The organism is Rhizobium sp. BK316, assembly GCF_014193695.1.
In the GTDB taxonomy this organism is placed as follows: domain Bacteria; phylum Pseudomonadota; class Alphaproteobacteria; order Rhizobiales; family Rhizobiaceae; genus Rhizobium.
Genome location: NZ_JACHZR010000001.1, coordinates 689,323 through 714,240, shown reverse-complemented (window position 1 = coordinate 714,240; position 24,918 = coordinate 689,323). Strand labels below are relative to the sequence as shown.

The following is a 24,918-nucleotide window of genomic DNA, read 5'->3' as shown; positions in this document are numbered from 1 at the left end:
GGCTTATCCCTTGACTGCACCGGCGGTCATGCCTGCCACGATCTGCCGGTTGAAGAAGATGAAGATAATCAGGGGTGGAATGGTCACCAGAAGGATGTTCATGAACAGCAGGTTGAACTGGGTCTGGAACTGTCCCTGGAAATTATAGAGCGTCAGCTGCACCGTGACGTTTTCCCGGCCCGGCAGATAGTAGAGCGGGTTGGTGAAATCGTTGAAGATGGCGATCGACTGGACGACGATGACAGTCACGGTGACCGGCTTTAAAAGCGGCAGGATGACGCGAAAGAAAATCTGGAATGGTTTTGCCCCGTCTATGATCGCAGCCTCGTCGAGGTCCCGCGGGATCGTAGCGATGAAGCTGCGAAACAGGAGAACCGTGAAGCCGAGGCCGTAGGCGACCTGGATCAGCACCATGCCGGACAGCGTCTTGAAGAGGCCGAGCAGTTGCAGCACCCAGATGGTCGGCACGATGGCCGGCGGGATCATCAGGCCGGCGAGCACGCAGCCGTAGATGACCGTATTCCAGCGCGAGGGGCGGCGCTGCAGCACATAGCCGACCATGGCGCCGAACAGCACCAGCAGGGTGACGGCGGCCACGGTGATGACGGTCGAATTGAAGTAGGCGAGCAGCAGCATGTAGTTGCGGGTCTGCACGACCTCAATGAAATTCTGCCAGAGCTGCCACTCGACCGGCCAGCTGAATCTCAGCGTTGCCGCATCCTGTTTCGTCTTGGCGGCCGTGATGAAGATGAAGAGGAAAGGCAGCACGAAGATCACGCCACAGGCGGCCAGTGCCGCAATCCCGGTATAGAGCTGGCGGCGGCTCATAGATCCACCTCCTTGCGATTGAACCAGGCCGTCAGCGGCAGGACAATGAGGCCGATGAGCAGGAAGAGGATGACATTGCCGGCCGTCGAGAGGCCATAGAAGCCCGCCTGGTACTGCTTGTAGATGACGCTTGCGAGCACATCCGAGGAAAAACCGGGGCCGCCGCGTGTCATTGCCCAGATCAGGTCGAAGCTTCTGAGACCGCCGATCAGCGAGAGCGTCACGACCGTCACCGTCGCGGGCTTGACCAGCGGGACGGTCACGCGGAAGAACATCTGGGTGCGGGTCGCGCCATCGATGCGGGCGGCCTCATAATAGTCGGGGCTGATCGATGCGAGCCCGGCGATATAGATCACGGTCGCAAGCCCGATACCCTTCCAGAGGTCGACGAAGACGATGGAATAGAGCGCGAGTGCCGGATCGGTCAGCCAGCCGGGGCCATGAATGCCGATGGCGGCGAGCGCCACATTGATCAATCCGCGGGTCGGATGCATGAGCACCGAGAAGGTGATGCCGACACCGATCGTCGATACCAGAACCGGAAAGAAGATCACGGTGCGCAGCAGGCCTTGTCCCCAGAGGCCGGAGGTCAACAGTACTGCGAGCAGGAGACCGAGAACAGTTTTCGTGCCTGAGGTCAGCACCGCATAGATGACGGTGTTGACCAGGCCCTGGATCAGGAAGGGTTCGCGGAAGAATTGCCGGTAGTTTTCCAGGCCGATGAACTGCGTGGTGAACAGGTCCCAGCGCGTGAGGCTGAACCAGAAGGAGGCGACCGTCGGAGCCAGAAAGAGGACGGTGAATATCACCGCCGCCGGCAGGACGAACCAGTAGGGATAGGGTGACTTGCGTTTTATCATATGGACACCGCGAAGCGTCCCCCACTCGGGCTCAAAGAGGTGAGTGGGGGATCGGCTGGAAGGTTACCAGTTCGGCAGGCCAAGTTGCTTGGCCTGCTTCTCGACATCCTGATCGTAGAGAGCAGCCGCATCCTTGGCGGAGCGTATACCGGTCCCGACCTCGACCGTGATCTGCTCGAGCGCCGGTCCCTTGACGGGCGAGAGGAATTCGAGCGCCGGACCGTTGCGTCCCTCAGTATCGAAATAGGGCAGCATGTCGGAAACAACCGGCGGAATGTCCTTGGGAAGTTCGCACCCCTTGACCAGGTAGGGACCTGAGGGAACGGCCTTCGCCATCAGGTCGCACGCTTCCTTGGAGCCGACGAAATCGAGGAATTTCTTGGCCTCTTCGAGGTTTTCGGACTTTGCGGAAGCATAGAGCGCGGAGGGCATCCAGACGGTCAGGCCGTTTTTGGCAGCGTCCGTTCCAGGCTGAGCGAAGAAGCCCAGATCCTTCAGGTTGTCAGGGAAATTCTGCTGGATGTTGCCGATACCGAAGGTGAGGTTCGGATAGTGCGCGGCTTCGCCTGTGGCGACCATGCGCATGCCGTCGTCAAAAGTCGCCGCGCCGAAGTCCGCGTTGAGGAAGCCGCCCTTCGCGACCTCCTCAAGATGTTCGAAGCCGCGCAGCGCAGCAGGCGTGGTGGCATATTTGATCTTGTTGGCAGTATAGTCGGCTGCGAAATTCGGAACCTCGGTCTGGACGTTATAGAAGTCGGCAAGCACAAAGAGCTGCGAGGTCCAGGTCGTGCCATAGGTCTGCGCCACGGCGACCTTGCCGGCCGCCTTGATCTTCTCGTTGTTGCTCATGAATTCCGCCCATGTCTTCGGCGGCGTCAGCCCGAGATCGGCATAGATCTTTCTATTATAGAAGATGCCGCCGCCCATGGCGGGACCAAATGGAAGGCCGCGAACATGGCCGTCCGGGCTGGTGACGACCTTCTTGAAGCTGTCGAGAATACCGGCTTCCGATGGAAGATCGGAAAGATCTGCGATCGTTTCCTGCGGCTTCAGAGCCTGGAAGAGGGAGCCGCCATTATATAGGAAGATATCGGCCATTTCGCCTGTGGCGAGCCGGGTCTTGATGATGTTATCGCCCTCCGAGCCTCCGGCACGCTGCTCGACGTCAAATGTGACGTCGGGATGCTTTTCCATATAGGCTTTGGAAACGGCATCGAACGAGGCAATCGTCTCTGGATTGGTGTCGATCAGGACGCTGAGGGTCACATCTGCATGCGCCACTCCAGCGGCAAGAGCCATGATACTGGCTGCAAGGATGCTGCACTTCGTCATTCGCATAGTCATTTCCTCCTCTTGAAGACCGGAATGCGTTGGGCTGTTTGCCCGCGGATCAAAGACCCGCGAGCAACCGCATCAGATAGAAAACGTAATCGTATGTTCTCCTGCACCGAGCTTGGTCTCCTCACCCTGCTCGATCAGGGTACCGTCTGCCTTCAGCGACTTGCGGTCGTCCTTACCTTGCAGACGCGCAGTCACACCCTCCGGCAGCACCAGGCGGCACGTGACGGTCTTCGCCTCTAGGATCCATCCAGCTTCGATACGGCCAAAGCGCGTGTCATGCCAGGCCGAAACCGGCGAGAGAGCAGGCAGGATCGCGGGATCGAAGGCGACTTCCTCGAAGCCCGGCTTGTCTTCCAGCGGCTTGATGCCGGCAACATCTTCGAAGAGCCATTGGCATACCGCGCCATAAGCGTAGTGGTTGTAGCTGTTCATATCGGGATCATAGATCGTGCCGTCCTCGGCGAGCGCATCCCATCGCTCCCAGATCGATGTCGCGCCGCGCTCGACCTGATACAGCCAACCGGGAACCTTCCGGTTGAGGAACATCTTTTCGGCAAGGTCCAGCATGCCGAGCCGGGTCAGTGCCGGCAGCAGGGCGGGGGTGCCGATGAAGCCTGTGCCGATGACGTCATCGGTCTCTTCCGCCACCCTGCGGAAATAGTCGCGGGCAGCCGGCTCATATTCCGGCGGAACGAGGCCATAGAGGAACGCCAGGGACCATGAGGTCTGGTCGTTATGCGCAATGCGGCCGGAGGGCGCGAAGAATTCGTGCTTGAACGCGGCCCTGATCTCGTTAGCGCGCTTGTCGAGCCGTGCGGCCTCGACGTTTTCGCCAAGAATACGAGCGATCTTTGCCGTCAACTGCGTTGAAATAAAGTGGTAGAGGGTTGCTGCGCAATCGTCTGCCACGGTCGGGCGCGGCTTGCGGTTATCCCCGACCGGCTGGAGCCAATCGCCGAAGGTGAAGCCATGCGCGCCCCAGACTGCCGGTGGACGAATGATCGGCCCATCCGAGATGCCCCAGAGGTAATCGAGCCAGCGAAGCATTGCAGGGAAGCATTCTTCCAATACGGCGCTGTCGCCGTAATGCAGGTAAAGCTGCCAGGGAATGATGGTGATCGCATCACCCCAGCCGGTTGAACCCGCCCAATCGCCACGCCCGTCGATCGGATGAAGCCGCGTCGGATCAGGTGAAAAATGCGGGACTGCGCCATCGGCACGCTGGTCGTGGATCACATCACGAAGATATTTCTTGAGAAAGGATTGGCTATCGGCAAGCCAGCAGGCCGTGCCGGCAAAGACCTGGGCATCGCCGGTCCAGCCGAGGCGTTCATCGCGCTGTGGGCAATCCGTCGGCACTTCGATGAAATTGGAACGCTGCGACCAGATCGTGTTGTCGACGAGCCGGTTGACGGCCGCAACACCTGATGTGAAGCCGCCGGCACTTGTTGGCACCGAGGTGACCGGCACCATAGTGATCGCGATCAATTCAACCTGGCCTGTCAGGGTGACGCGCGCATAGCGGAAGCCCATGAAGGTGAAGAGAGGCGCGTATTCCTCTTCGGCTTGTCCAGAGAGCGTATAGATCAGCTCGGCACGCGCGCTGCGATAATTGCGGTTATCGAAGAAGCGGTCGGGGCCGAGCACTTCGGAATGTTCGACGCGCACCTGTGCACCGGCAACACCCTTGAGACGCAGGCGGATATAGGCGCCGGCATTCTGTCCGAAATCATAGACAATCCGGCCATCGGCCTCCATCCAGCGATCGATGGGAGAGAGACCGGCCAGTTCCTTGACTGCGCCGGTCTCATGCGGAACGAGCAAAGCCTTGTCGAAGGAGAGGACCTCGACGCCGTGACTATCCTGTGGACGGATGCGAGCGTCGTAATCCTCGCCATAATAGATCCCGTTGCGGACAAGGGGGGTGAAGCCGCTCTTCCAGCTGTCATCCGTCTTCAGAAGTGTTTCACCGCCGGCGCGCAATTCTGCGATTGCCGCCGTCCGGTCGCCCCAGCAATTGATGATCGGATTGGAAGCCCACATGAGCTGGCTGCGGTACCAGCCGTCGCCCAGCCAGATCTCGATGCGATTGCCGCCGGGTTGCAGGAGCTTTGCGACATCATAGGTCTGATAGGCGATACGGTCGTCGTAGCAGGTCCAGCCGGGCGTCAGGAGGTCGCTCCCCACGCGCTTTCCGTTGATGAAGGCGCGGTAGAGGCCGAGCGCCGAGATGCGCAGCGTTGCTTCAGCCGGAACCGCTTCGAGCGTGAATTCACGCGACACGAAGGTGCCGGCCGTCGCCTGGCCACCGTCGCAGGACGGGCCGATCATCGATGCCGTAAACTGGAAAGCAGAACCGGCAAGCCCGTCTTCCCCGGCGATGCCGTGGGCCGAAACAGTCTTCATTGAGAACCTCCCTCAATCACCAATCCCTCCGGCGATTGCTCCGTGTGTATCGTTCTATGTATATCATTCTACACTATCGATTGCCGCGCAAGAGGTTTTGTGCCTATAATTTTCACGACACCTGAAAGTGAGGCAATTTGGAATGAAAAATCAGACCGTTAACGCGATGAGGGATAGGGTCACGATCCGTGATGTGGCGCGGGATGCCGGCGTCTCCGTCGCCGCGGTGTCGAAAGTTTTGCGCAACGCTTACGGCGTCAGCGACGTCTTGAGAACGAAGGTCGAGACCTCGATCGAAAAGCTGAATTATCGGCCTTCTGTCGCAGCGCGCGCCATGCGCGGCCGCACGCGGACGGTGGGCGTGCTGGTGGTCGAATTGTCGAACCCATTCCTGGCGGGTGTCATCGAGGAGGCCAACGCAACGTTGGCGGAGAATGGCTTCAAGGCGCTGATCGGGATCGGCCGCTCCACGAGCCCGATCGAAGCATCGATGATCGAATCGATGATCGACAACCGGATGGATGGTGTGCTGATCATTGCTCCGAGGATATCGGGCAGGGTGCTGGAGCGTTATGCGCGTCAAATCCCGATCGTAGTGATCGCCCATCATGAGCCGCATGCCCAGACCTACGACACCGTCAATTCTGATGATCGTCAGGGCGCCACTCTGGCAGTGGAAGCCGCATTGCGATGCGGCTACACTGACATCGCGATGCTTGGTTATGAGCTTGCCGATTCACCGCCGACCATTGTCACCCTCCAGCGCGAGTGGGGCTATCTTGACGGCATGAAGGCGGCGGGTCTTGAGGGGCGCATTATCCGGTTGCCTTTGGTAGGGACTGATCGTCGCGCCGCGATCGATGACTTCCTGTCCTTGCGAGATCGTCCCCGTGCAGTTTTCGTCTGGTCCGATCTTGATGCCGTGCCGCTGATCAACGCCGCGCGCATGAGCGGCATAAGGGTTCCGGAAAATCTTGCGATTATCGGTTACGACAATTCGCCGATGGCCGCCATGCCGCTTGTCGGCCTGACCAGCGTGGACCAGAACGCTGCGGAGTTGGGCAGAACCGCAGCCGAAATACTGCTCGGCAGGATTGATGGCCGTGAGGAAGCGCGGCATTTGCTGATCGAGCCGCATGTCGAATTGCGCGGAAGCACCTGAAGGGCATGTGGCCTTCTGGAAATCCGCAGATCATGCGGCGGCAAAGAATGCCCTGAATACATCTTTCCATTCTATCATATCGGCAACGCTATACTGGTCGAAAACGCCGACAAAAGCGGCTGTCGCCTCTTGAGACGGCAGATTTCTATATCTGCGGTTCGAAGCCATTCGTGCGGGCAATCGTTGGTGATCTACTAAGCCTTGGCGTTTCCCGCGATCGCATCCATTACGAATTCTTCGGACCAACCGATGAGGCGCTGGCCGCCTAAAGCTGTCTGCTCAGCCAGTTAAATTCCACACATCTTCAGATTCGCGACCAGGCGAAGCCGGCTTACGGCTTCGCCTGGTCGATCTCGTTATAAAGATCGTCTTGACACGATAAATTGGATGGAGGGGCCGCCACTTATTGGGCGAGGAATCCGTCTTCGCGGTCGGTTGCTGCTCCCCGGTGGGGTCATTTTCGCCGATGGGGAACCCGATTAATCGCCCGTTCATTTTGTGGTCGCTATTGACCACTATCCGCCATTTCGAACAATCCCAGTTTGAATGTAAACTCCCTTTCAAAAGCGATGAAGATGCCTAATTCGAAACGCTCGTGCTCCTGCTCGCATCCAGTTCCGCAAGAATGCATTCGTTGGACACGAACCCAGTAGAAGAGAAAACACTATGACCTCTCAAAATATTGTGGGTGCTTCGAGCGCGCATGTTCAAGCATCGTCCGCGGATCCCGATTTCGGCATCCGCGCGCCCCTGCTGTCGAACGACCAGCTGAGGGTGCGGGCCGCGCAGTTTGCGGAGAGCCGTACGCTTGATGTTACAAGCTTCACGAACTTCGATTTCTTCCAGCGGCACCGGGAGAACGAGGCCGAGATCCTGAGGGTCTATCGCGCCGCCGCTGCAGATGTCGATGCCGGCGAGAGCATCACGCCGGCCACCGAATGGCTGCTCGACAACCATTATATTGTCGAGGAAGCGATCCAGGAAGTCCGTCGCGACTTTCCGAAAAAATTTTATCGCGAGCTGCGCAAGATCAAACTTGACGGGACGGAGGTGCCGCGCACGCTGGCGCTCGCCTGGCTCTACATGGCGCATGCACACAGCAATATCAGCAATGCCGGCATGGCGGCTGTCACGGAAGGTTTCCAGGACAAGGAGACGCTGCGCATCGGCGAACTCTGGGCGCTGCCTTCGCTTGTCCGCTACGTGCTGATTGACAATCTTCGCCGAGTGGCGTCGCAGATCGACAAGAGCCGCGAGATGCGGACGAGCGCCAATGCGGCAGCCACTCAGGCGATCACGCTCGGCGATGCCGAATCCGCCGGATTCCTGGAGACGCTGACTGCCAATCTCGATGACACGACATTCGTCACTCAGTTGCATTATCGCCTTCGCAATGCCCTGGAGCCGACCGAAGCCGCGCTGAACTGGCTCGAAAGCAAGCTTTCCGCAAGGGGGACCGATGCGGAAGCCGTGATGTCGGCGGAGCAGGCCCGTCTTGGCGCGGCCAATGCGCTGATGGGCAGCATCATCAAGAGCCTTCGCGAGATCAACGATACCGACTGGTCCGAATGGGTCGAAGAGGTCAGCACGATCGACAAGCTGCTCTGGCAGCAGACGGATTATGCCGAGCTCGATTCCGGCTCCCGCAACAGCTATCGCCGTCAGATTGAAAAGCTCGCCAAGCGCTCTGACAAGACGGAGATGGATATCGCCGAGGCGGCCGTTCGTCTGGCCGACCGCGCGAAGGCAGGCAGCCTGGATCTCGCCGCGTCAGCCGGCAATGTCGGCTATTACTTCGTCGGCAATGGTCGCCCGGCGCTCGAAACGGAAATCGGCTTCCGGCCGACGCTCGGTCTGCGGTTCATGCGCGCGATCCGCAAGCTGAACTGGCTGGCGATCGCCATGCCAGTGCTGCTCCTGACGTTGCTGGCGCTGATCGTGGTCGACTGGGTTTTCGTCGATGCCGGCATGCCGCTTTTTGCGACGATCGTGCTGTTGCTGATGTTCGCGCTTCCGGCGTCCGAAGGTGCGACCGGTCTTTTCAATTTCTTTGCCACCTTCTTCATCACGCCCGACCGGCTGGTTGGCTACGAATTCAAGAAGGGTCTGCCGGCGGAAGCCCGTACGCTCGTCACCATTCCCTGCCTGATCGGCAAGCGCGAACATGTCGATGAGCTCGTCCGCAACCTCGAAGTCCACTACCTCGCCAATGCGCGCGGCGAAATCTATTACGCGCTTTTGAGCGACTGGCCGGATGCCCAGGAGGAGCAAAACGCCCGCGATCTTGAAGTCCTCGATTATGCGCTGAGCCAGGTCGCAGATCTGGAGGCACGCTATGCCGAGGATGGCAAGCAGCGCTTCTATCTCCTGCATCGCCGCCGGCAATACAACCCGGCCGAAGGCGCCTGGATGGGCTGGGAGCGCAAGCGCGGCAAGCTGCACGAACTCAACATGCTGCTGCGCGGCGAGTCCAACACGAGCTTCCTGCCCGGCGCCAACGTAGTGCCGCAGGACGTCAAATATGTCATGACGCTGGACAGCGACACGCGCGTCGTCCGCGACACCGTGACCAAGCTCGTCGGCAAGCTGCATCATCCGATCAACCGCCCGGTCTTCGATGCCCAGAAACAGCGCGTCGTCGATGGCTACGGCGTACTTCAGCCCCGTGTGACGCCGTCGCTGACGACAGGTAAGGACGCATCGACCTTCCAGCGCGTCTTCTCGGTCAACCGCGGTCTAGACCCTTACGTCTTCGCCGTCTCCGATGTCTATCAGGACATTACCGGCGAAGGCACGTTCACCGGCAAGGGCCTCTACCATGTCGATGCCTTCGAAGCTTCGCTGAAGGGCCGGATCAAGGAAAATTCGGTTCTGAGCCACGACCTGCTCGAAGGCTCGATGGCGCGCTGCGCGCTGGTCACGGATTGCGAGCTGGTCGAGGATTTCCCGATCCGCTACGAAGTCGAAGTCTCGCGTCAGCATCGCTGGGCGCGCGGTGACTGGCAGCTTCTCCCCTACATTTTCGATGACCGTCGCGGCGTCACTGCGCTCGGCTGCTGGAAGATGTTCGACAACCTGCGCCGCTCGCTGACGCCGATCGCCTGGTTCCTGGCATCCGTGCTCGGCTGGTACTGGATGGACCCGCTCGGCGCGCTCATCTGGCAGATCCTGCTGATCTTCAGTCTGTTCGTCGCACCGACCCTGTCGCTGATCAACGGCATCATTCCGCGCACCAGCGACATCATCCTGCAGGCGCATCTGCATACTGTCTGGAAAGACATCGAGAATGCCAACGCTCAGGTGGCGATGCGCATCGTCTTCATCGCCGATATTGCCTGCGTCATGGCTGACGCCATCATTCGCTCGCTTTACCGCCTCTTCGTCAGCCGCAAGCTGATGCTGCAATGGCGCACCGCTGCCAGTGCCCAGGCCATGGCGCAGACGACGATCCTCGGCCATTACAAGGTCATGTGGCGGGCTCCGGTTCTGGCCATTCTGGCGCTGATCTTTACGGTCTCCTCCGGCGACAGCGCCTGGATGGTCGGCCTTCCCTTCGTCATTCTCTGGGTGCTCTCGCCGGCTATCGCCTGGACGGTCAGCCAGACGGCGGAAACCGAAGATCGGCTCGATGTGCCGGACAATGTCCGCAACGAGCTGCGCAAGATCGCAAGGCGCACATGGCGCTACTTCGACCACTTCGTGGTTCCCGGCCAGCACTACCTTCCGCCGGACAATGTCCAGCAGACGCCGCACGCCGTCGTCGCCATGCGTACTTCGCCGACCAATATCGGCGTCTATCTGCTGTCGGTCATTTCGGCGCGTCGTTTCGGCTGGATTTCGTTCGAAGATGCAGTCAAGCGCATCGAACAGACGATCGAGACGGTTGATAGGCTCGAGAAATATCGGGGTCATCTCTTCAACTGGTATCATACGGATACGCTGAAGCCGCTTGGCCGCAGATATGTGTCATCGGTCGACAGCGGCAATTTTGCCGGTCACTTGATTGCCGTATCATCGGCTTGCCGCCTCTGGGCCAAATCTCCTCTTTCCCACATTCACACCGACCTCGATGGTATTGGCGATGTCGCGGCCATTCTTCGCGAGGTGCTTGCGGAGCTTGGGCAAGACAACAAGTCGGCCCGCCCTCTGCACGACCGGCTCGATGGCCGAATTGCCGACCTCGAAGCGGCAGTCGCCACCGGCAAGCGCGAGAAAGAGTTCTCTTCGGGGTTGATCGAGCGATTTGCCGGGCAGGCGCGGGAAATCCGTGAACTTGCCGGCAGCCTCGACCGAGAGGTGAAGACGGCGCAAAGCGACGAGGTTGTCCATTGGGCCGAAAAGCTCGTAGAGACCTGCGAACTTCATCAGGCCGACAAGGCCTTCGATCATTCGCAGGTGGATGCCATCAGCGAAAGACTGTGCCGTGTCGGCAATCGCGCCCGCGAAATCGCTTTCGATATGGATTTCAGCTTCCTTTACCGTCCCGAGCGTCGGCTGCTGTCGATCGGCTTCCGGGTCGAGACGGAGGAAGTTGATGCGGCCTGCTACGACCTGCTTGCCTCGGAGGCCCGTCTGACGAGCCTCTTCTCCGTCGCCAAGGGTGATCTGCCGACGGAGCATTGGTATAAGCTCGGCCGTCATGTCGTTCCGGTTGGATCGCGCGGCGCGCTGGTCTCCTGGTCCGGCTCGATGTTCGAATATCTGATGCCGCCGCTCGTCATGCAGGAGCGCAGCGGAGGCATTCTCAATCAGACCAACAATCTGATCGTTCTCGAACAGATGAATTATGCCCGCAAGCTCGGTACGCCGTGGGGCATCTCGGAAGCAGCCTTCAACGCTCGCGATCACCAGATGAACTACCAGTACAGCAATTTCGGTGTGCCGACGCTCGGCCTGAAGCGCGGTCTCGGCCAGAACGCCGTTATCGCACCCTATGCGTCGCTTCTGGCGAGCCAGTATCACCCTGTTGCGGCGCTTGAAAACCTCAACAGGCTGAGGGCGGTCGGCGCACTCGGCATGTATGGTTTCCACGATGCTGTCGACTTCACGGCAAGCCGCGTGCCCGAGGGCAAGCAGTGCGCTGTCGTCTACAACTATTATGCGCACCATCACGGCATGTCGATTGCAGCCGTTGCCAATGTCGCCTTCGATGGCATGCTGCGCGAGCTTTTCCATGCCGATCCCGTCATCGAGTCTGCTGAATTGCTGCTGCAGGAAAAGGCGCCGCGCGACATTCCGGTGATGGCCTCAAAGCACGAGACCGATGCGCCGGCGACCATTCAGGGTGACCTGATGCGTCCGGAAGTACGCCGACTGGAAGATCCGGCATCGCGCGAACGCGAATTGCTGCTGCTGTCCAACGGTCGCTATTCGACCATGCTGACGGCGACGGGCTCCGGCTACAGCCGCTGGAAAAACCTCTCCATCAACCGGTGGCGGGCCGATCCGACCGAGGATCGCTGGGGTTCCTTCGTCTTCCTGCGGGACACCGCATCGAACGAGTGGTGGTCTGCGACCGCAGAGCCGCGCTCGATCGCCAACGAGCATGTCCGCGTCAGCTTCAGCGACGACAAGGCGGAATTCATCAAGACCGTCGGCGAGCTGACGAGCGAAATGGAAGTCTTCGTCGCGAGCAACTATGATGCGGAAGGCCGCCGCCTGACGATCACCAACACCGGTACCGAAGACCGTGTCATCGAAGTGACCTCGTATATGGAGCCTGTCGCAACGCTCGATATCGTCGACACGGGCCATCCGGTCTTTGCACGCATGTTCCTGAAGACCGAGATCGCCAACCGCGGCGATGCGATCTTCGTCGAGCGCCAGAAGCGCGGCCTGACTGATCCCGATGTCGCCATTGCCCAGCTCATCGTCGACACATCCGGCGAAGATGGCCCGACGCAGTATGAAACCGATCGTATGCGCTTCCTCGGCCGTGGACGGACACTGACCGAAGCAGCAGCCTTCGATGCCGGTGCGGAGCTCTCGGGCACCGACGGTTTCACCATGGACACCTGCGTGTCGCTGCGCCGGACGCTTCGTGTGCCGGCCGGCGAGAAGGTCAGCGTGACCTTCTGGACGATTGCAGGTGCGGATCGCGCCGAACTCGAGGCTGCGCTGGAGCACTATCGCCAGCCGGAAAGCTTCGCCCAGGGCCTCGTTCAGGCCTGGACGAGAACGCAGAGCCAGTTGCGCCAGATCGGTGTCAACTCGAAGGAGGCAGCCGCCTACCAGCGCTTTGCGCGCTATATCATCTATCCCGACATGGCGCTGCGTGCCGACAGCAAGGCGGTGCGCGAAGGCCTCAAGTCCCAGTCCGTCCTTTGGGGCGCGACGCTGTCAGGCGATGCGCCGCTGATGACGCTGCGCATCACCGACGAGCTTGGCACGGATCTCGTCAAGGAGTTGCTGCGCGCCCAGGGCCTGCTGCAATCGCGCGGCGTCGAGGTCGATCTCGTGATCTTCAACGAGCGCGCCGGCGAGGCTGCGGCCGAGATGCAGCGCACCATCGACCAGCTCTGCGACGCGGCGCGCCACGCCAGTGAAGTGGCGGGCATCCAGCGCAACATCTATGTTCTGCGCAAGGATCTGACGACACCGGAAGCCTACGACGCCATCATTGCCGCTTCGCGCGTCGTGCTGCGCGGCCGCGACGGCAGCCTCATCGACCAGCTGCAGAAGGCGCGTTCCGTTTCCGGCTCACCGGCGCTGCTCGGCCAATGGGGCGATTCCACCCTCGTACCGAGAATGGATCGCAGCATCGGCGCCCCGGCGCCAGCCGAAGGCGGCGATCTCGCCTTCTGGAACGGTTATGGCGGCTTTGCAGCCGAAGGCAGCGAATATGTCATGCGCCTGTCGGGCGGTGAACAGACGCCGCATCCGTGGGTCAATATCATCGCCAATGAGAGCTTTGGCTTCCATGTCTCGGCTGAAGGCGCGGCTTTCACCTGGAGCCAGAACTCCCGTGACCACCAGCTAACGCCCTGGACCAATGACATGGTTGCCAACCGACCGGGCGAAGCCTTCTATCTGAGGGACCTCGATCGCGGCTCCGTCATCGTGCCCTATGCGTCTCTGGCGCAGCGCTCCGACACGCGCTTTGAAGCGCGACATGGCCTCGGCTACTCGGTCTTCTCAACAGTTCAGGATGAAATCGCCCTGGAGGTCACGCAGACCCTCCATATGGAAAAATCGGTGAAGCTGACGCAGCTGCGCATCCGCAATGGTGCGGGCGAGGCGCGCAAGCTTCGGCTCTACGGTTATGCCGAATGGATCCTCGGCAACAACCCGACGAAGAGCAAACCCTTCATTATCTCCAGCTTCGATCGCGATAGCGGAGCGATCTTCGCGAGCAATCCGTTCAGCGTGAATTTCGGAACGCGTGTCGCGGCCTTTGCGGCAAGCGAAATGCCATCGAGCGTTTCCACCAGCCGCCGCGAATTCATCGGCCGCCACGGAACGATCCAGCAGCCGCGGACCGTCTCGGCGGGCTCGCGCCTCTCCAATGCCATGGATCTCGACGGCGATCCGGCAGCCGCCATGGCCTTCGATCTGACGATCGAGCCGGGCGAAGTGCGCGATATCTGCTTCTATATGGGCGATGGGGCCTCGCAAGAGGAAGCATCGGCTCTCATTGCCGAGATCCGCTCTGTCAGCTTCGAGGACGTTCTCGGCCAGACCCGCGATTTCTGGAAGAGCTTCACCGGCCGGACGCGCGTTTCGACGCCGGACCAGCGCCTCGACTTCATGGTCAACAACTGGCTGCCCTATCAGACCTATGGCTGCCGCATCATGGCCCGCACCGCCTTCTACCAATCGAGCGGCGCCTGGAACCTGCGCGACCAGCTGCAGGATTCGCTGGCCTTCCTGCTGCACTCGCCGGAGATCGCCCGCAAGCAGATCCTCAATACCGGCCGGCGTCAGTTCCCGGAAGGCGACTTCCAGCACTGGTGGCTGGCAGACAGCGGCGCCGGCGTGCGCACGAACATCTCCGACGATCCGGTCTGGCTTGCCTATGCGGTCGATCAATATTGCACGGCGACCGGCGATGCCGCGATCATGGACGAGATGCTGCCCTTCGTCGAAGGTGCGCAGCTCAGCCCCGGCCAATATGATGCTTTCCTGCAGCCGCGCGTTTCCGACGAGACCGCATCGCTCTACGAGCATGCCGCTCTCGGCCTCGATCTTGCGATCAAGCGCACCGGCGTCAACGGCCTGCCGCTGATGATGAGCGGCGATTGGTGCGACAAGATGGATCGTGTCGGCATGGCCGGACGTGGTGAAAGTGTCTGGCTCGGCTGGTTCCTGGCTGGCGCCTTGCGCCGCTTTATCGCTTACGCCGAAACCCGTGGTGACACCCAGCGTGTCGGCCGCTGGTCGGACCATCTGGCAAAGCTCAAGAACGCGATCGAAACGGCTGGCTGGGACGGCGAATATTACCGCCGCGGCTATTACGACAATGGTGCGCCGCTCGGCTCCAGTCAGTCCGAGGAAGACAAGATCGATTCGATCGCCCAGTCCTGGAGTGTGCTGTCGGGCGAGGGTAACCCTGAACGCAGCGAAATGGCGATGAAGGCCGTCCTCGACAAGCTCGTCGATGAAGAGGGCAAATTCATCCGTCTGCTGACGCCGCCTTTCGTCAAACCGGTCAACGATCCCGGTGTCATCAAGGCCTATCCGCCGGGTGTCCGTGAAAACGGCGGCCAATATACCCATGCCGCCACCTGGGCTGTGCTTGCTCTCGCCCGAATGGGCCGCGGTGAAGACGCCTGGCGCGCCTTCGAAATGCTGAACCCCATCAATCACTCGCTCGATAAATCCTCCGCGGATGTCTATCGCATCGAGCCCTATGTGATTGCCGGCGACGTCTATGGCGAAGGCGACCTCAAGGGTCGCGGTGGCTGGAGCTGGTACACCGGCTCGGCCGGCTGGTTCTACCGCGTGGCAATCGAGGGCATCCTCGGCATCCGCTCGGAGAACGGCCGCCTGCACATCAAACCGGTTCTGCCGGCCGGATGGGACGGCTTCTCGGCGGAGCTTGAACTGCCGAGCGGTAAATACCAGGTTTCCGTTTCGAAGGTGGACGCGGGTCGCTGCTCTGTGACCATCAACGGTATTGCGCTCGATGATCTGAACGAGGGCTATTTGATAGCGGCCAAATGAGAACTCACTGCCTGGGCAGATTGACTGATGTCACTGCCCCGGCGATTGCCGCGACCTGCGTCGTTCAAGCCCTTGGCAAAGTGAAGACAGCACAGGGATCGGCGATGCCGCGCAACCGGTGTTCACCCAGGGGGACCAGTTGCGTCGTAGTCTGCGCGGCGAGTGCGCCTGATATCAGCACACTGTGGCCAAGGGACTTGCAGAGCCCCTCCAGCCGGCTGACCAGATTGACTGCGGGGCCGATTGCGGTGAAGTCCAGCCGGTCGGCCGCACCGACATTGCCCCAGAGCATCTCGCCGAAATGCAGTGCCACGCCGAACGGCAGCGGCGGCAGGCCTTGTGCTTGCCGCGCGACATCGAGATGGGCCATGCCGGCACGGGCGGCCGCGACGGCGCGCAGGGAGGCCTCGCAGGCCTCCCCGGGCGTGCCGGTAACGGGAAAGATCGCCAGAACACCGTCACCAATGAACTTCAGCACCTCGCCGCCGAAAGCGTGGACCGCTCCGGCAATACGATCGAACCACGCATCGAGAGTGGCGATCATAAGGGAGGGCTCCGTCGCTTCGGAGAGGGCCGTGAAATCGCGCAGATCAGCACAAAGCAAAGCGGCACGGATGGTTTCGCTGCTGCTGCGGCCGAGCATTCCGGCCTGCACCTGCGCGGCACTGCGCCGGCCGAGATAGGCCTCCAGCAACGTTGTCAGCGCCGTTCGCGCGGTCAGAGTTGCCAGGGGTGCGGCCGCAAAGCGCGCGGTCTGGCATAGCCGATCCGCCTCGGCCGGATCGAACGGTCGGGTTCCGGCCCAGCCCAACATCGGACTGTCGGAGCCGCGGCCGATCTTTCCTTCGTGTATAGGCCCAAGCCCGGCAAGCCAGTCGTCCGCAGCCTTGTTGAGCGAGCTGCCGGCAAAGTCGAGCGCTTCGATGACTGCACCGGTCTCCGCCCGCCACAACCAGGTACGGCGCGCAATGATCGGATGCGGAACGGCAAGAGTGAGGGCTCCGCCCGCAAGCGGCAGAGCATCGGCAAGCAACAGCCTGCCAAGCTCGGCTATAAAGTGTTCGGGGCTGGACGAAGCGCTGGCCTCATCGATCAGCCAGGCGAGATGGGCGGGCAAATCCATGCCTCGATCATGCCATAGCGCTCAATTGATGTCAGCCAGGCGCCGCCTCCCTCATGAATTGGGCTTTTCCTAAAATGGGAAGCCTGGTCATTTCCTGCCATGAAAGGAATCGGGTCCCGGGTCGCGTCCGGCCGCAACGGTGCTCAATCGGCCAAGGTAGTGAGCCCAGCCCTCGGCATGGCCGGCACATTGCTCGGCATTGGGCAAGCCGGTGTGCGTCAAACGCAAGAGCGTTCCGTCCGGCTGTTCGATCAGATCGATCTCGACCAGGCTCGACCCCGGCGGCACCACCTCGCTGCCATCCCAGCCGAAGCTATAGGCCAGGCGATGGACCGGCACCACTTCACGAAAAGAACCGCGTGCGAAACGCGCACCGGTCACGTTGACGAGATAGAGTCCTCCCGGCTGCGGCTCAATCTCTGCTTCTGTTCCCATCCAGCGCAGGATCTTTTCCGGATCCGTCAGCAGGGCGAATACGGCAGCAGGCGGCGCGGAAAGATGCGTTTCGCGGCGAACGACGAGTGCGTCTTGCATCGCTTTCTCCCAGTTTGGTCTGCACCGGCCGAGGTACGACGCGGTATCCCAGATTATTTTAGGGGGAGGATCGTTCGCAGCAAGGGTGTCATGCGTTGCCAGAGCTTGAATTGTGGAGGCGCCCATCCTGAGGATTCACGTGGAGAAGGCGGCCGACCTCATATATGCCTGCCGCAGTCCGCCGCTGCGCTACAACGGATTTGCCTTCAGGAAGGCGATAAGGTCGTCGATATCGAAGCTCCAGAGTCCCCAGAAGCGCATCTTTGTGCCCGGGATTTTTCTGCTCGGGCGTGCCAGAAACTCCGCAAGCTCATGCTCGTTCCACACAAGCCCGTCTTCGCCGGCTTTCTTCAAGGCGGCAGAGTAGACGTAGTCGTCCATGATCGCTGCCCGCCGTCCCACGACGCCCTTCAGAGAGGGGCCGAACGTAGTTCTGGTGTCATCGACAATGTGACATGAAGAACAGGCCCGGAAAATTCTCGCACCACGATCTACGTCGGCCGCAAAACTGCTGCCCGCTCCTGCTGCCGTGATCGCCCATACTATTGTTCTCAACATCGTTCTAGGTCTGGGCGTCGATCTTCGTGAGTTTGAAGAAGAACCGTCTTTCGTCGTCGCGCACGCACATCATGCCAGCCAACGTGTCATCGGCTACTCGTCTAAAGTGGTCGACGATCGGCTGCGCATCGTAGATCATTGCAGCGCTTGCGATCTGCCCGAATGTCCGAACCTCCAGGGCGGCTGTCGTGCCCTTTGCGCGGAACGCCTTCTGAAGATGTGAAAACAGGTTCCGAGCAAGGGATGTCCGTCCCAACGGCGCGAGCCTGATCGCCAACCCGATAGGGGCGAAGCGCGGATCGATGGCCACGAGCCGCCCCGGAAACCACTGAAAGAGCAGGGGATCTGCCCGCCGATCAGGATGGAAGCGCTTGCCGAACCATTGCAAATTCTCGAGCACGCCGTCCAGTGGATGTCCTGACGGAATGCCGGCACCTCTCCAAAGTCCGATCATCTCTATGGGATCGACAGGTTCGAGCGACTGGAACCAAGCCGCCATGTCTTTCTGGAGGTCCGTCTGCACGAGTTCACCTTTTCTTATGATCACGCAGGAACGACATAGCGCTTGGCTGCGGAGATTCCGAGGGTCAATTCTCCGTTTCTATCCGGAACATTCGAGGTCCGTGCTGGTTGGACCTAATATGAGGGACACCAATCGCAAGACGGTGTCCGGCATAATGGCGTTCACTGTCGCTTTCTCGCTCCGGCGTTGGCGATAACAACCCGCGTTCATGTCCGAAAAGCCGTCGCGGGATACCCGGCCCGACACGCGATTGATCCGATGCAAGGAGGCCGCTTATGAGCAAACTCGACAAGCAACATCGCGAATATTTGCAGACACCTCCCGATGCTCCGGAAAACAAGGTTGGGCGCGGGCCGCCTGTCAAGGAGTCGAGCGAGCAGGACGCAATAAGGCCAGGCATCAATGATCCTCGGCTGATGCCGATTGGCAAGCCAGGCATTCGCGTTCGTGAGGGGAAGCGATGACCTCCGTGTAGCTCGCGGCAGTTTGGCCTCTCGGGAACGGGGAGTGACACCAATGTGGACTTTGCGGCCAATATCCCTGACCAGGCTTTCGATGCATCGCCTTTCCGGTAAGTCTCTCTTGTTTGGACTCGCCCTCGGGGTGCTTGTTGCCGGATCTCAGGCTGCTAAGAGCCAGGCCGAAAGCAAGGAGCGGCAACCGGAGTGTCAGGCGGATCGCCAGTCGTCAGCCGACAAAGATCGGCCGGTGGAGAATGGCAGATCGGAAAGCGAAATATCTCGGTGCAAAGGCGTACTGACGCCTCCACCGACTGGCGATCGCGGGTTGGTTGAACCGGCCCCATCCACCGACAGCATGCCGGTCATCCGACCGGGTGACATCCCTCAACAGGTACCCGGACCCAAACAGCAGTAGAGGAACTGCAATTTGGATTCCCACAAGATGTCGTCGTCACTTTTGATGACCAGCACCAGATCGTTCTGCTCGCTTGACACGCTAGCGGAGCAATTTCAGGGAGCCTGTCAGTGATCTCACCCATTTTGCCGGTCCTGCAAGACCCAGTCCATCGATTCCTTCTTCGCTGAGATCCCGGTCCGGAAAACCGCGCTGATAGTCGGCATAGTCGTGCAGCGAGCGCGCAAAACCGGGAAACGGCACGATGGCATGTTCCTCCGGCTGGCTCAGCGCCTTCAGCATGATCTGGCGGATCGTCTGCCCGTCGGCCTGCAGGATCGGCACGGGGCGGTTGGAGATGATATCGGTGGCCCTGCCGGCACGGTCGCTGAGCCTCTCGGCGCCGAGGAGCGGCATCTTGGCGCCCATGCCTATGCCGATGGCGCTGACGGTATTTGCGATGAGGGCAGGTGAGAGTCTGGGATCGACGACTATGGCGATACGAATATCGGAGAGCATGGGAAGGACCTGAGATTGCGATGCGCACAGCCTAAGCGATCCACACGGAATAATCTTATCTGATATTGCCACCCAGCTATGATATTTGGTAGATTCGACCCGCTTAACGCAATTTTCAGGTAGATATTGCCGATGACGACATTTGAGCCGGTTGAACTGAAGATCCTCTCCAGCCTGCAGGCCGAGGGGCGGCTGACAAACCAGGAACTATCCGAGCGCATCGGCATGTCGACGTCTCCCTGCTGGCGAAAGGTCCGGCAGCTCGAAGACACAGGTGTGATCCAAGGCTACAGGGCCGATCTCAACCGGCGCAAACTCGGGCTCGGAGTCCTCGCTTTCATCCGGGTAAAGATTGACGGTCACAACGAGGCAGAAGCGGATGCCTTTGCCGCCGAAGTTGCTGCAAGAGGTCGTTGCCTGTTACAGCATTGCGGGAGACTCGGATTTTCTATTGCAGGTCGTCTCGACCGATCTCGATTCCTATGCCGATTTCGCCATGTCTGTCGTGCGCCGCCTGCCGCGCATCAAGGAAATGCAGACCACCTTCGTTCTTAAGGAAATCAAGCCGTTCGAAGGTTTTCCTGTAGGTCTTTAAGAGGTTGACCAGAACCCGACTGTCGTTGTCGGAATAGCCGTCCAGCAGATGCTGGACGGCCGATCGTGCTGAAAAGCAAGCCGTCATGGCTTCAACATAGGCCGGATCAAAATAACTACATTTCAACGAACTCAGTCTGACCAGTCGCGCTTGCGCCAAACTTTTCGCAGCGCACAATAAGTATGACAATTTATTTTCTCCAGGCATCCTTCAGTTGGCCGCCAATGCGTGTGCCGAAGCAATCAGGTTCAGATGTTGGAAGCCGAAATTTTTGGTTTCCACACCATTGACCGGATCGGAAATCCTGCGTTAGCTTAATTAAATCAATTTGATTGACTCTTAACGTTCGTTCGTCGTCCAGAGTCCACCGTCATCTAGCAGATCACTCCAAATCATCTGATGCGTGCGCTCGGCTCGCAGACCTAACAGGACATTTTCAATGGATTATCTCGTCAACTTGTCGACCCTTCCGCAGGACACAAAATCACCTGATGCTATAGCGAAGGCCGGCGTCACCATCCGCCGTGCACTGCCGCCTGAACTCAAGCTGATTGTCCGCTGGATCGACGAGCATTTTGGCGAAGCCTGGGCAAGTGAGGCGACGGTTGCGATAACGCACCGGCCGCCGACCTGCTTCATCGCCACACGCGAAGGCAAGCTCGTCGGCTTTTCCTGCCACGAGGCGACCGCGCCCGACTTCTACGGGCCGACCGGCGTGGACGAGAGCCTTCGCGGGCTTGGTATCGGCCGGGCGCTGCTTTTTGCCAGCCTCAATGACCTGAAGGCCATGGGCTACGGCTATGCGATCATCGGCGATGTCGGCCCATCCGCCTTCTACGAAAAAGCCGTCGGCGCCATTCCCATCCCCGATTCTGCTCCCGGCATCTATGCAGGCATGCTCAAGAGCTGACTTCCACAGTCCGAACAGAAAGAAACGATCATGTCCACACCGCGACATCAGGCCCTGCGGCTCGAAACCCTTTGGAATCCACCAGCCGATGGCAAGGATTTTTCCTATGTCCTGAACCTCAAGAACCTGGCTGCCGAGCCGCTTTCCGGCTTCTCGCTCTGCATCAGCGGGCCGGGGCGGGTTGATCCTGCCGGACGCGTCGAAGGGGCTACGGTTTCAAGGAGACTGTCGAACTTCACCGAATTCCAGCCGCCGGAGGGCTTTGTTCTCGGCACTGGCGAGACCTGGACGATTTCGGTCCATGCGCTGAGCTGGCAGTTCCGCCATTGGACGGATGGCGCAACGAGCGCCTATCTCGCCTTTGCGGATGGCAGCACCGTTTCGCTGGCGCTCGAGCCCACACGCTCGGCCGCCAGCAACGCGCCATTGAAGCGCGGCGCCGAGATCTTTCCCGTGCCGGCCAGCGTGCCGGTGCAGGTGTCGATCATCCCCTGGCCGAACCATGTGGCTGTCGCCTCAAAGCAGCCCTTGCCGGCAGGCTTCACGCTCCAGGCTGAGGATCCGGATGCAAAGGCTGCTACTGATAGCTTCAAAGTGCTGGTCGATCATCTTTTCGCTGTCGAAGGCATCATCCGCTCGGCCGCTGAGGGCGCTGCAGCCGTAACCCTCAAGAATGCCGTCGGTTTCGGCCCCGAGGCCTATCGATTGAGCTTCAAAGGGGAGGCGATCACCGTTGAGGCGAGCAGCCGGACCGGCTTCCTATACGGCCTCGTGACGCTCGGCCAGATCTGGCGCGGCGCGCGCCTGCATCCGCGGACCTTCCAGTTCCCGGCCTCGGGCGAGATCGTCGATGAGCCGTCGATGGGCTGGCGCGGTCTGCATCTCGATGTCGCCCGCCAGTTCTATGGCGAGGCGGAAATCAAGAAACTGATGGCGGTGCTCGCCTGGAACAAGCTCAATCGATTCCATTGGCATCTCTCCGACGACGAGGCCTGGCGTGTCGAGATCGATGCCTATCCGGCATTGACCGAAATCGGCGCGTGGCGGGGCCATGGCCTTGCCGTACCGCCGCTACTCGGCTCCAGCCCGGCGCGCACCGGCGGTTACTACACCAAACCCGTTATCCGCGAGATCGTCGCTTATGCCGAGGAGCTTGGCATCGAGATCGTGCCGGAGATTGATATACCCGGCCACTGCTACGCCATGCTGCAGGCAATACCGGATCTGCGCGATCCGGGGGAAGCAGGCAGCTACTACTCGGTTCAGGGTTTCCCGGATAATTGCATCAATCCGGCACGCGAAAAGACCTATCAGGTCATCGAGACCATCTTCTCGGAACTCATCGAGCTTTTCCCCTTCAAGACCATCCATATCGGCGCCGACGAAGTGCCGCTCGGCGCATGGTCCGGCTCGCCGGAAGCACTCGCGCGGCTGCGTGCGGTCGCCGGCGACGATATCGCCGATGCGCATGCCGAGCGCTTGAATGTCATTACCAATACCCATGGCGCTGACGACATCCATGGTTCGGGCACGGCGATCCTGCAGGCGGAATTCCTGAAGCGCATCCAGAGCTTCCTGGCTTCCAAGGGCTGCATTACGGGCGGCTGGGAGGAGGCGGCGCATGGCGACGTTATCGACAAGGCGAAAAGCTACCTCTGCTCGTGGCGCAATGTTGAAGTCTCCGCCGAGCTTGCCGACCGCGGCTATGAGATAGTCGTCTGCCCGGGGCAGGTCTATTATCTCGATATGGCGCTACGGCCGGACTGGGATGAGCCGGGTGCGAGCTGGGCCGGCACGTCGGACGCGGAGAAACTCTATGCGTTCGATCCGGTCGGTGGATGGACCGAAACGCAGAAACAGAAGCTTCGCGGCATCCAGGCCTGCATCTGGTCCGAACCGATGACCGATCGCGCCGTCTTCGACCGTCTCGTCTTTCCACGCCTGTCAGCACTTGCCGAAACGGGCTGGACGAAGCCATCGTCAAAATCCTGGGAACGCTTCAAGGCGCTCGCCGGGCTGATGCCGCTGCTCTACGGGCTGCAGCAGTCGTAAGCTCGGATTAGGATCAAGGATCATTTTGCCCATCACCGGAGATGGTGATGGCAAAATACTGACATCGCTCTCAAGCGGCGAGCTCGAGCGTTGCAGACACACCGAAGTGCGCTGCGCTGGCGGTCAGTCCTGCTGATCCGGCGGCGGAGCGGCGCATCCAGGTTTGGCGATGCGAATGGGACGGGTTCCAACAGGAGCGCCGGTCGCGCGATCGATGGTGACGGGATCGATTTCGGTTCCGGTTTCGGCGTCGAAGAAACGGGTGACTTCGCCGCCGCCGCGGTGTTTGCGGCCCCAGGCGCCGATCGCAAACAGAACTGGCAAAAAGTCGCGGCCAGCCTCTGTCAGCAGATATTCGTCGCGCGGCGGGCGCTCGGAATAGCGACGTTTTTCCAGCAATCCTTCCTCGGTCAGTGATGACAGCCGTCCCGTCAGCATCGTCGGAGCAATGCCGAGGCTTTTTCGAAAATCATCGAATCGGGTCAGCCCGGCATGGGCGTCGCGCATGATCAGCATGCTCCACGCATCGCCCACGAGCGCCAGGCTGCGGGCGATAAGGCAGGGCTGATCCGAAAGATTCTTCATGTCGATATCGTTTTAGTAGTGACTGACTATCAAATTAATAGTAACAGAATGCGCATAGATGTTCCACGATAAAACGAAGGCAGAGATGAGCAAGAAAGAACGCGGTATTGCCCTGGTCACCGGAGCTTCCTCCGGCATCGGGCTGGTGACGGCGAAGGCACTGCGGCGCGACGGTTACCGTGTGTTCGGCACCAGCCGAAAGTCGATGCCCGATACCGCCGACGGGGTCACGATGCTGATCTGCGATGTCATCGACGATCAATCCGTCCACGGCGTTATTGACGAGGTTCTGAGCCGCGCAGGACGGATCGATCTTCTCGTCAATAATGCGGGGATCGGCCTGCTTGGCGGCGCCGAGGAATCGACGACGGCGCAGGCGAAAGCCGTATTCGACGTCAACGTTTTCGGCACCATCAGGATGACGAATGCGGTGCTGCCGGTGATGCGGCGGCAACGCGGTGGACGGATCGTCAACCTGAGCTCGATCCTCGGGCTGATCCCGGCGCCCTTCAATGCGCTCTACGCAGCGACCAAGCACGCGATCGAAGGCTACTCGGAATCCCTCGACCACGAAGTGCGCACGCAAGGCATCCGCGTCGTGCTCGTCGAACCTGGTGTCACCCGCACCTCCTTCGAGGAGAACATTACGCGGCCGGACCGGCCGCTCGCTATCTATGATGCGGTACGCGCTGACGCCGAAAAGCTGATGCGCGAAATCGTCTCCAACGGCGATGCACCCGAAGTGGTGGCCGCAACCGTCGTCCGGGCCGCCAATGCGCCGTCGCCAAAGAGACGCTACACGGCTGGAAAAGCCGCAGGACAGGTGCGCTTTATCCGCCGCTTTCTGCCCGAGTCCTTAGTCGACAAAAGCCTGCGGAAATTCAACAAGCTTCCCGGTTGAGCTT

Annotated in this window: 16 protein-coding genes and 1 pseudogene; 7 read left to right on the top strand and 10 right to left on the bottom strand. The window is 60.3% G+C overall.

What is annotated here, in order from left to right; all coding sequences use genetic code 11:
• Nucleotides 1-3: 3 nt before the first annotated feature.
• The 4 genes from FHT87_RS03090 to FHT87_RS03075 form a co-directional block, all read right to left on the bottom strand.
• Nucleotides 4-828: a carbohydrate ABC transporter permease gene (locus tag FHT87_RS03090; protein WP_183799373.1), complete on the bottom strand. Its 825-nt coding sequence runs from the start codon at nucleotides 826-828 to the stop codon at nucleotides 4-6.
• Nucleotides 825-1,688, bottom strand: coding sequence for a sugar ABC transporter permease (locus tag FHT87_RS03085; RefSeq protein ID WP_007823368.1), 864 nt, complete (start codon nucleotides 1,686-1,688; stop codon nucleotides 825-827). The genes FHT87_RS03090 and FHT87_RS03085 overlap by 4 nt, the downstream gene beginning before the upstream one ends.
• 63 nt (nucleotides 1,689-1,751) lie before the next feature.
• Entirely contained in the window at nucleotides 1,752-3,026 is a 1,275-nt protein-coding gene (locus tag FHT87_RS03080; protein ID WP_183725268.1) for an extracellular solute-binding protein, read from the bottom strand.
• A 75-nt stretch (nucleotides 3,027-3,101) separates the two neighbouring features.
• Nucleotides 3,102-5,435: an alpha-L-rhamnosidase gene (locus tag FHT87_RS03075; RefSeq protein WP_183725258.1), complete on the bottom strand. Its 2,334-nt coding sequence runs from the start codon at nucleotides 5,433-5,435 to the stop codon at nucleotides 3,102-3,104.
• 142 nt (nucleotides 5,436-5,577) lie between these two features.
• On the opposite strand from FHT87_RS03075, the gene FHT87_RS03070 reads away from it, so the two are divergent.
• Nucleotides 5,578-6,597: a LacI family DNA-binding transcriptional regulator gene (locus FHT87_RS03070; protein WP_183799370.1), complete on the top strand. Its 1,020-nt coding sequence runs from the start codon at nucleotides 5,578-5,580 to the stop codon at nucleotides 6,595-6,597.
• Nucleotides 6,598-7,263: 666 nt separating this feature from the next.
• The gene (locus tag FHT87_RS03065; protein ID WP_183799367.1) at nucleotides 7,264-15,759 is read left to right on the top strand and encodes a glucoamylase family protein; all 8,496 of its coding nucleotides are present in this window, start codon (nucleotides 7,264-7,266) and stop codon (nucleotides 15,757-15,759) included.
• A gap of 64 nt (nucleotides 15,760-15,823) precedes the next feature.
• On the opposite strand, the gene FHT87_RS03060 is transcribed toward FHT87_RS03065, so the two are convergent.
• The 4 genes from FHT87_RS03060 to FHT87_RS03045 form a co-directional block, all read right to left on the bottom strand.
• Nucleotides 15,824-16,882, bottom strand: coding sequence for an adenylate/guanylate cyclase domain-containing protein (locus FHT87_RS03060; RefSeq protein ID WP_183799364.1), 1,059 nt, complete (start codon nucleotides 16,880-16,882; stop codon nucleotides 15,824-15,826).
• Between the two features lie 87 nt (nucleotides 16,883-16,969).
• A complete protein-coding gene (locus FHT87_RS03055; protein ID WP_183799361.1) occupies nucleotides 16,970-17,416 on the bottom strand; it encodes an SRPBCC family protein in 447 nt (148 codons plus the stop codon).
• A gap of 189 nt (nucleotides 17,417-17,605) precedes the next feature.
• On the bottom strand, nucleotides 17,606-17,974 hold the full coding sequence (locus tag FHT87_RS03050) for a c-type cytochrome (RefSeq protein WP_183799359.1): 369 nt from the start codon (nucleotides 17,972-17,974) through the stop codon (nucleotides 17,606-17,608).
• Between the two features lie 4 nt (nucleotides 17,975-17,978).
• The gene (locus FHT87_RS03045; RefSeq protein ID WP_348649345.1) at nucleotides 17,979-18,521 is read right to left on the bottom strand and encodes a GXWXG domain-containing protein; all 543 of its coding nucleotides are present in this window, start codon (nucleotides 18,519-18,521) and stop codon (nucleotides 17,979-17,981) included.
• Nucleotides 18,522-18,772: 251 nt separating this feature from the next.
• On the opposite strand from FHT87_RS03045, the gene FHT87_RS03040 reads away from it, so the two are divergent.
• Nucleotides 18,773-18,961 (top strand): hypothetical protein, encoded by a 189-nt coding sequence (locus FHT87_RS03040; protein ID WP_183801109.1) that lies wholly within the window; start codon nucleotides 18,773-18,775, stop codon nucleotides 18,959-18,961.
• 493 nt (nucleotides 18,962-19,454) lie between these two features.
• On the opposite strand, the gene FHT87_RS03035 is transcribed toward FHT87_RS03040, so the two are convergent.
• Entirely contained in the window at nucleotides 19,455-19,871 is a 417-nt protein-coding gene (locus FHT87_RS03035) for a DUF2000 domain-containing protein (protein ID WP_183799356.1), read from the bottom strand.
• A gap of 132 nt (nucleotides 19,872-20,003) precedes the next feature.
• On the opposite strand from FHT87_RS03035, the pseudogene FHT87_RS03030 reads away from it, so the two are divergent.
• The 3 genes and pseudogenes from FHT87_RS03030 to FHT87_RS03020 all read left to right on the top strand — a co-directional run bounded on the left by FHT87_RS03030 (nucleotide 20,004) and on the right by FHT87_RS03020 (nucleotide 23,428).
• Nucleotides 20,004-20,466 (top strand): annotated as a pseudogene (locus tag FHT87_RS03030) (Lrp/AsnC family transcriptional regulator).
• Nucleotides 20,467-20,905: 439 nt separating this feature from the next.
• Nucleotides 20,906-21,376 (top strand): GNAT family N-acetyltransferase, encoded by a 471-nt coding sequence (locus FHT87_RS03025; RefSeq protein ID WP_183799353.1) that lies wholly within the window; start codon nucleotides 20,906-20,908, stop codon nucleotides 21,374-21,376.
• Between the two features lie 30 nt (nucleotides 21,377-21,406).
• On the top strand, nucleotides 21,407-23,428 hold the full coding sequence (locus FHT87_RS03020; protein ID WP_183799350.1) for a beta-N-acetylhexosaminidase: 2,022 nt from the start codon (nucleotides 21,407-21,409) through the stop codon (nucleotides 23,426-23,428).
• Nucleotides 23,429-23,551: 123 nt separating this feature from the next.
• Here FHT87_RS03020 and FHT87_RS03015 read toward each other — a convergent pair whose 3' ends face one another.
• Nucleotides 23,552-24,013 (bottom strand): helix-turn-helix domain-containing protein, encoded by a 462-nt coding sequence (locus FHT87_RS03015; RefSeq protein ID WP_183799347.1) that lies wholly within the window; start codon nucleotides 24,011-24,013, stop codon nucleotides 23,552-23,554.
• Between the two features lie 85 nt (nucleotides 24,014-24,098).
• On the opposite strand from FHT87_RS03015, the gene FHT87_RS03010 reads away from it, so the two are divergent.
• Nucleotides 24,099-24,914, top strand: a complete 816-nt coding sequence (locus FHT87_RS03010; protein ID WP_183725237.1) for an oxidoreductase — start codon at nucleotides 24,099-24,101, stop codon at nucleotides 24,912-24,914.
• The last annotated feature ends 4 nt before the right edge of the window (nucleotides 24,915-24,918 follow it).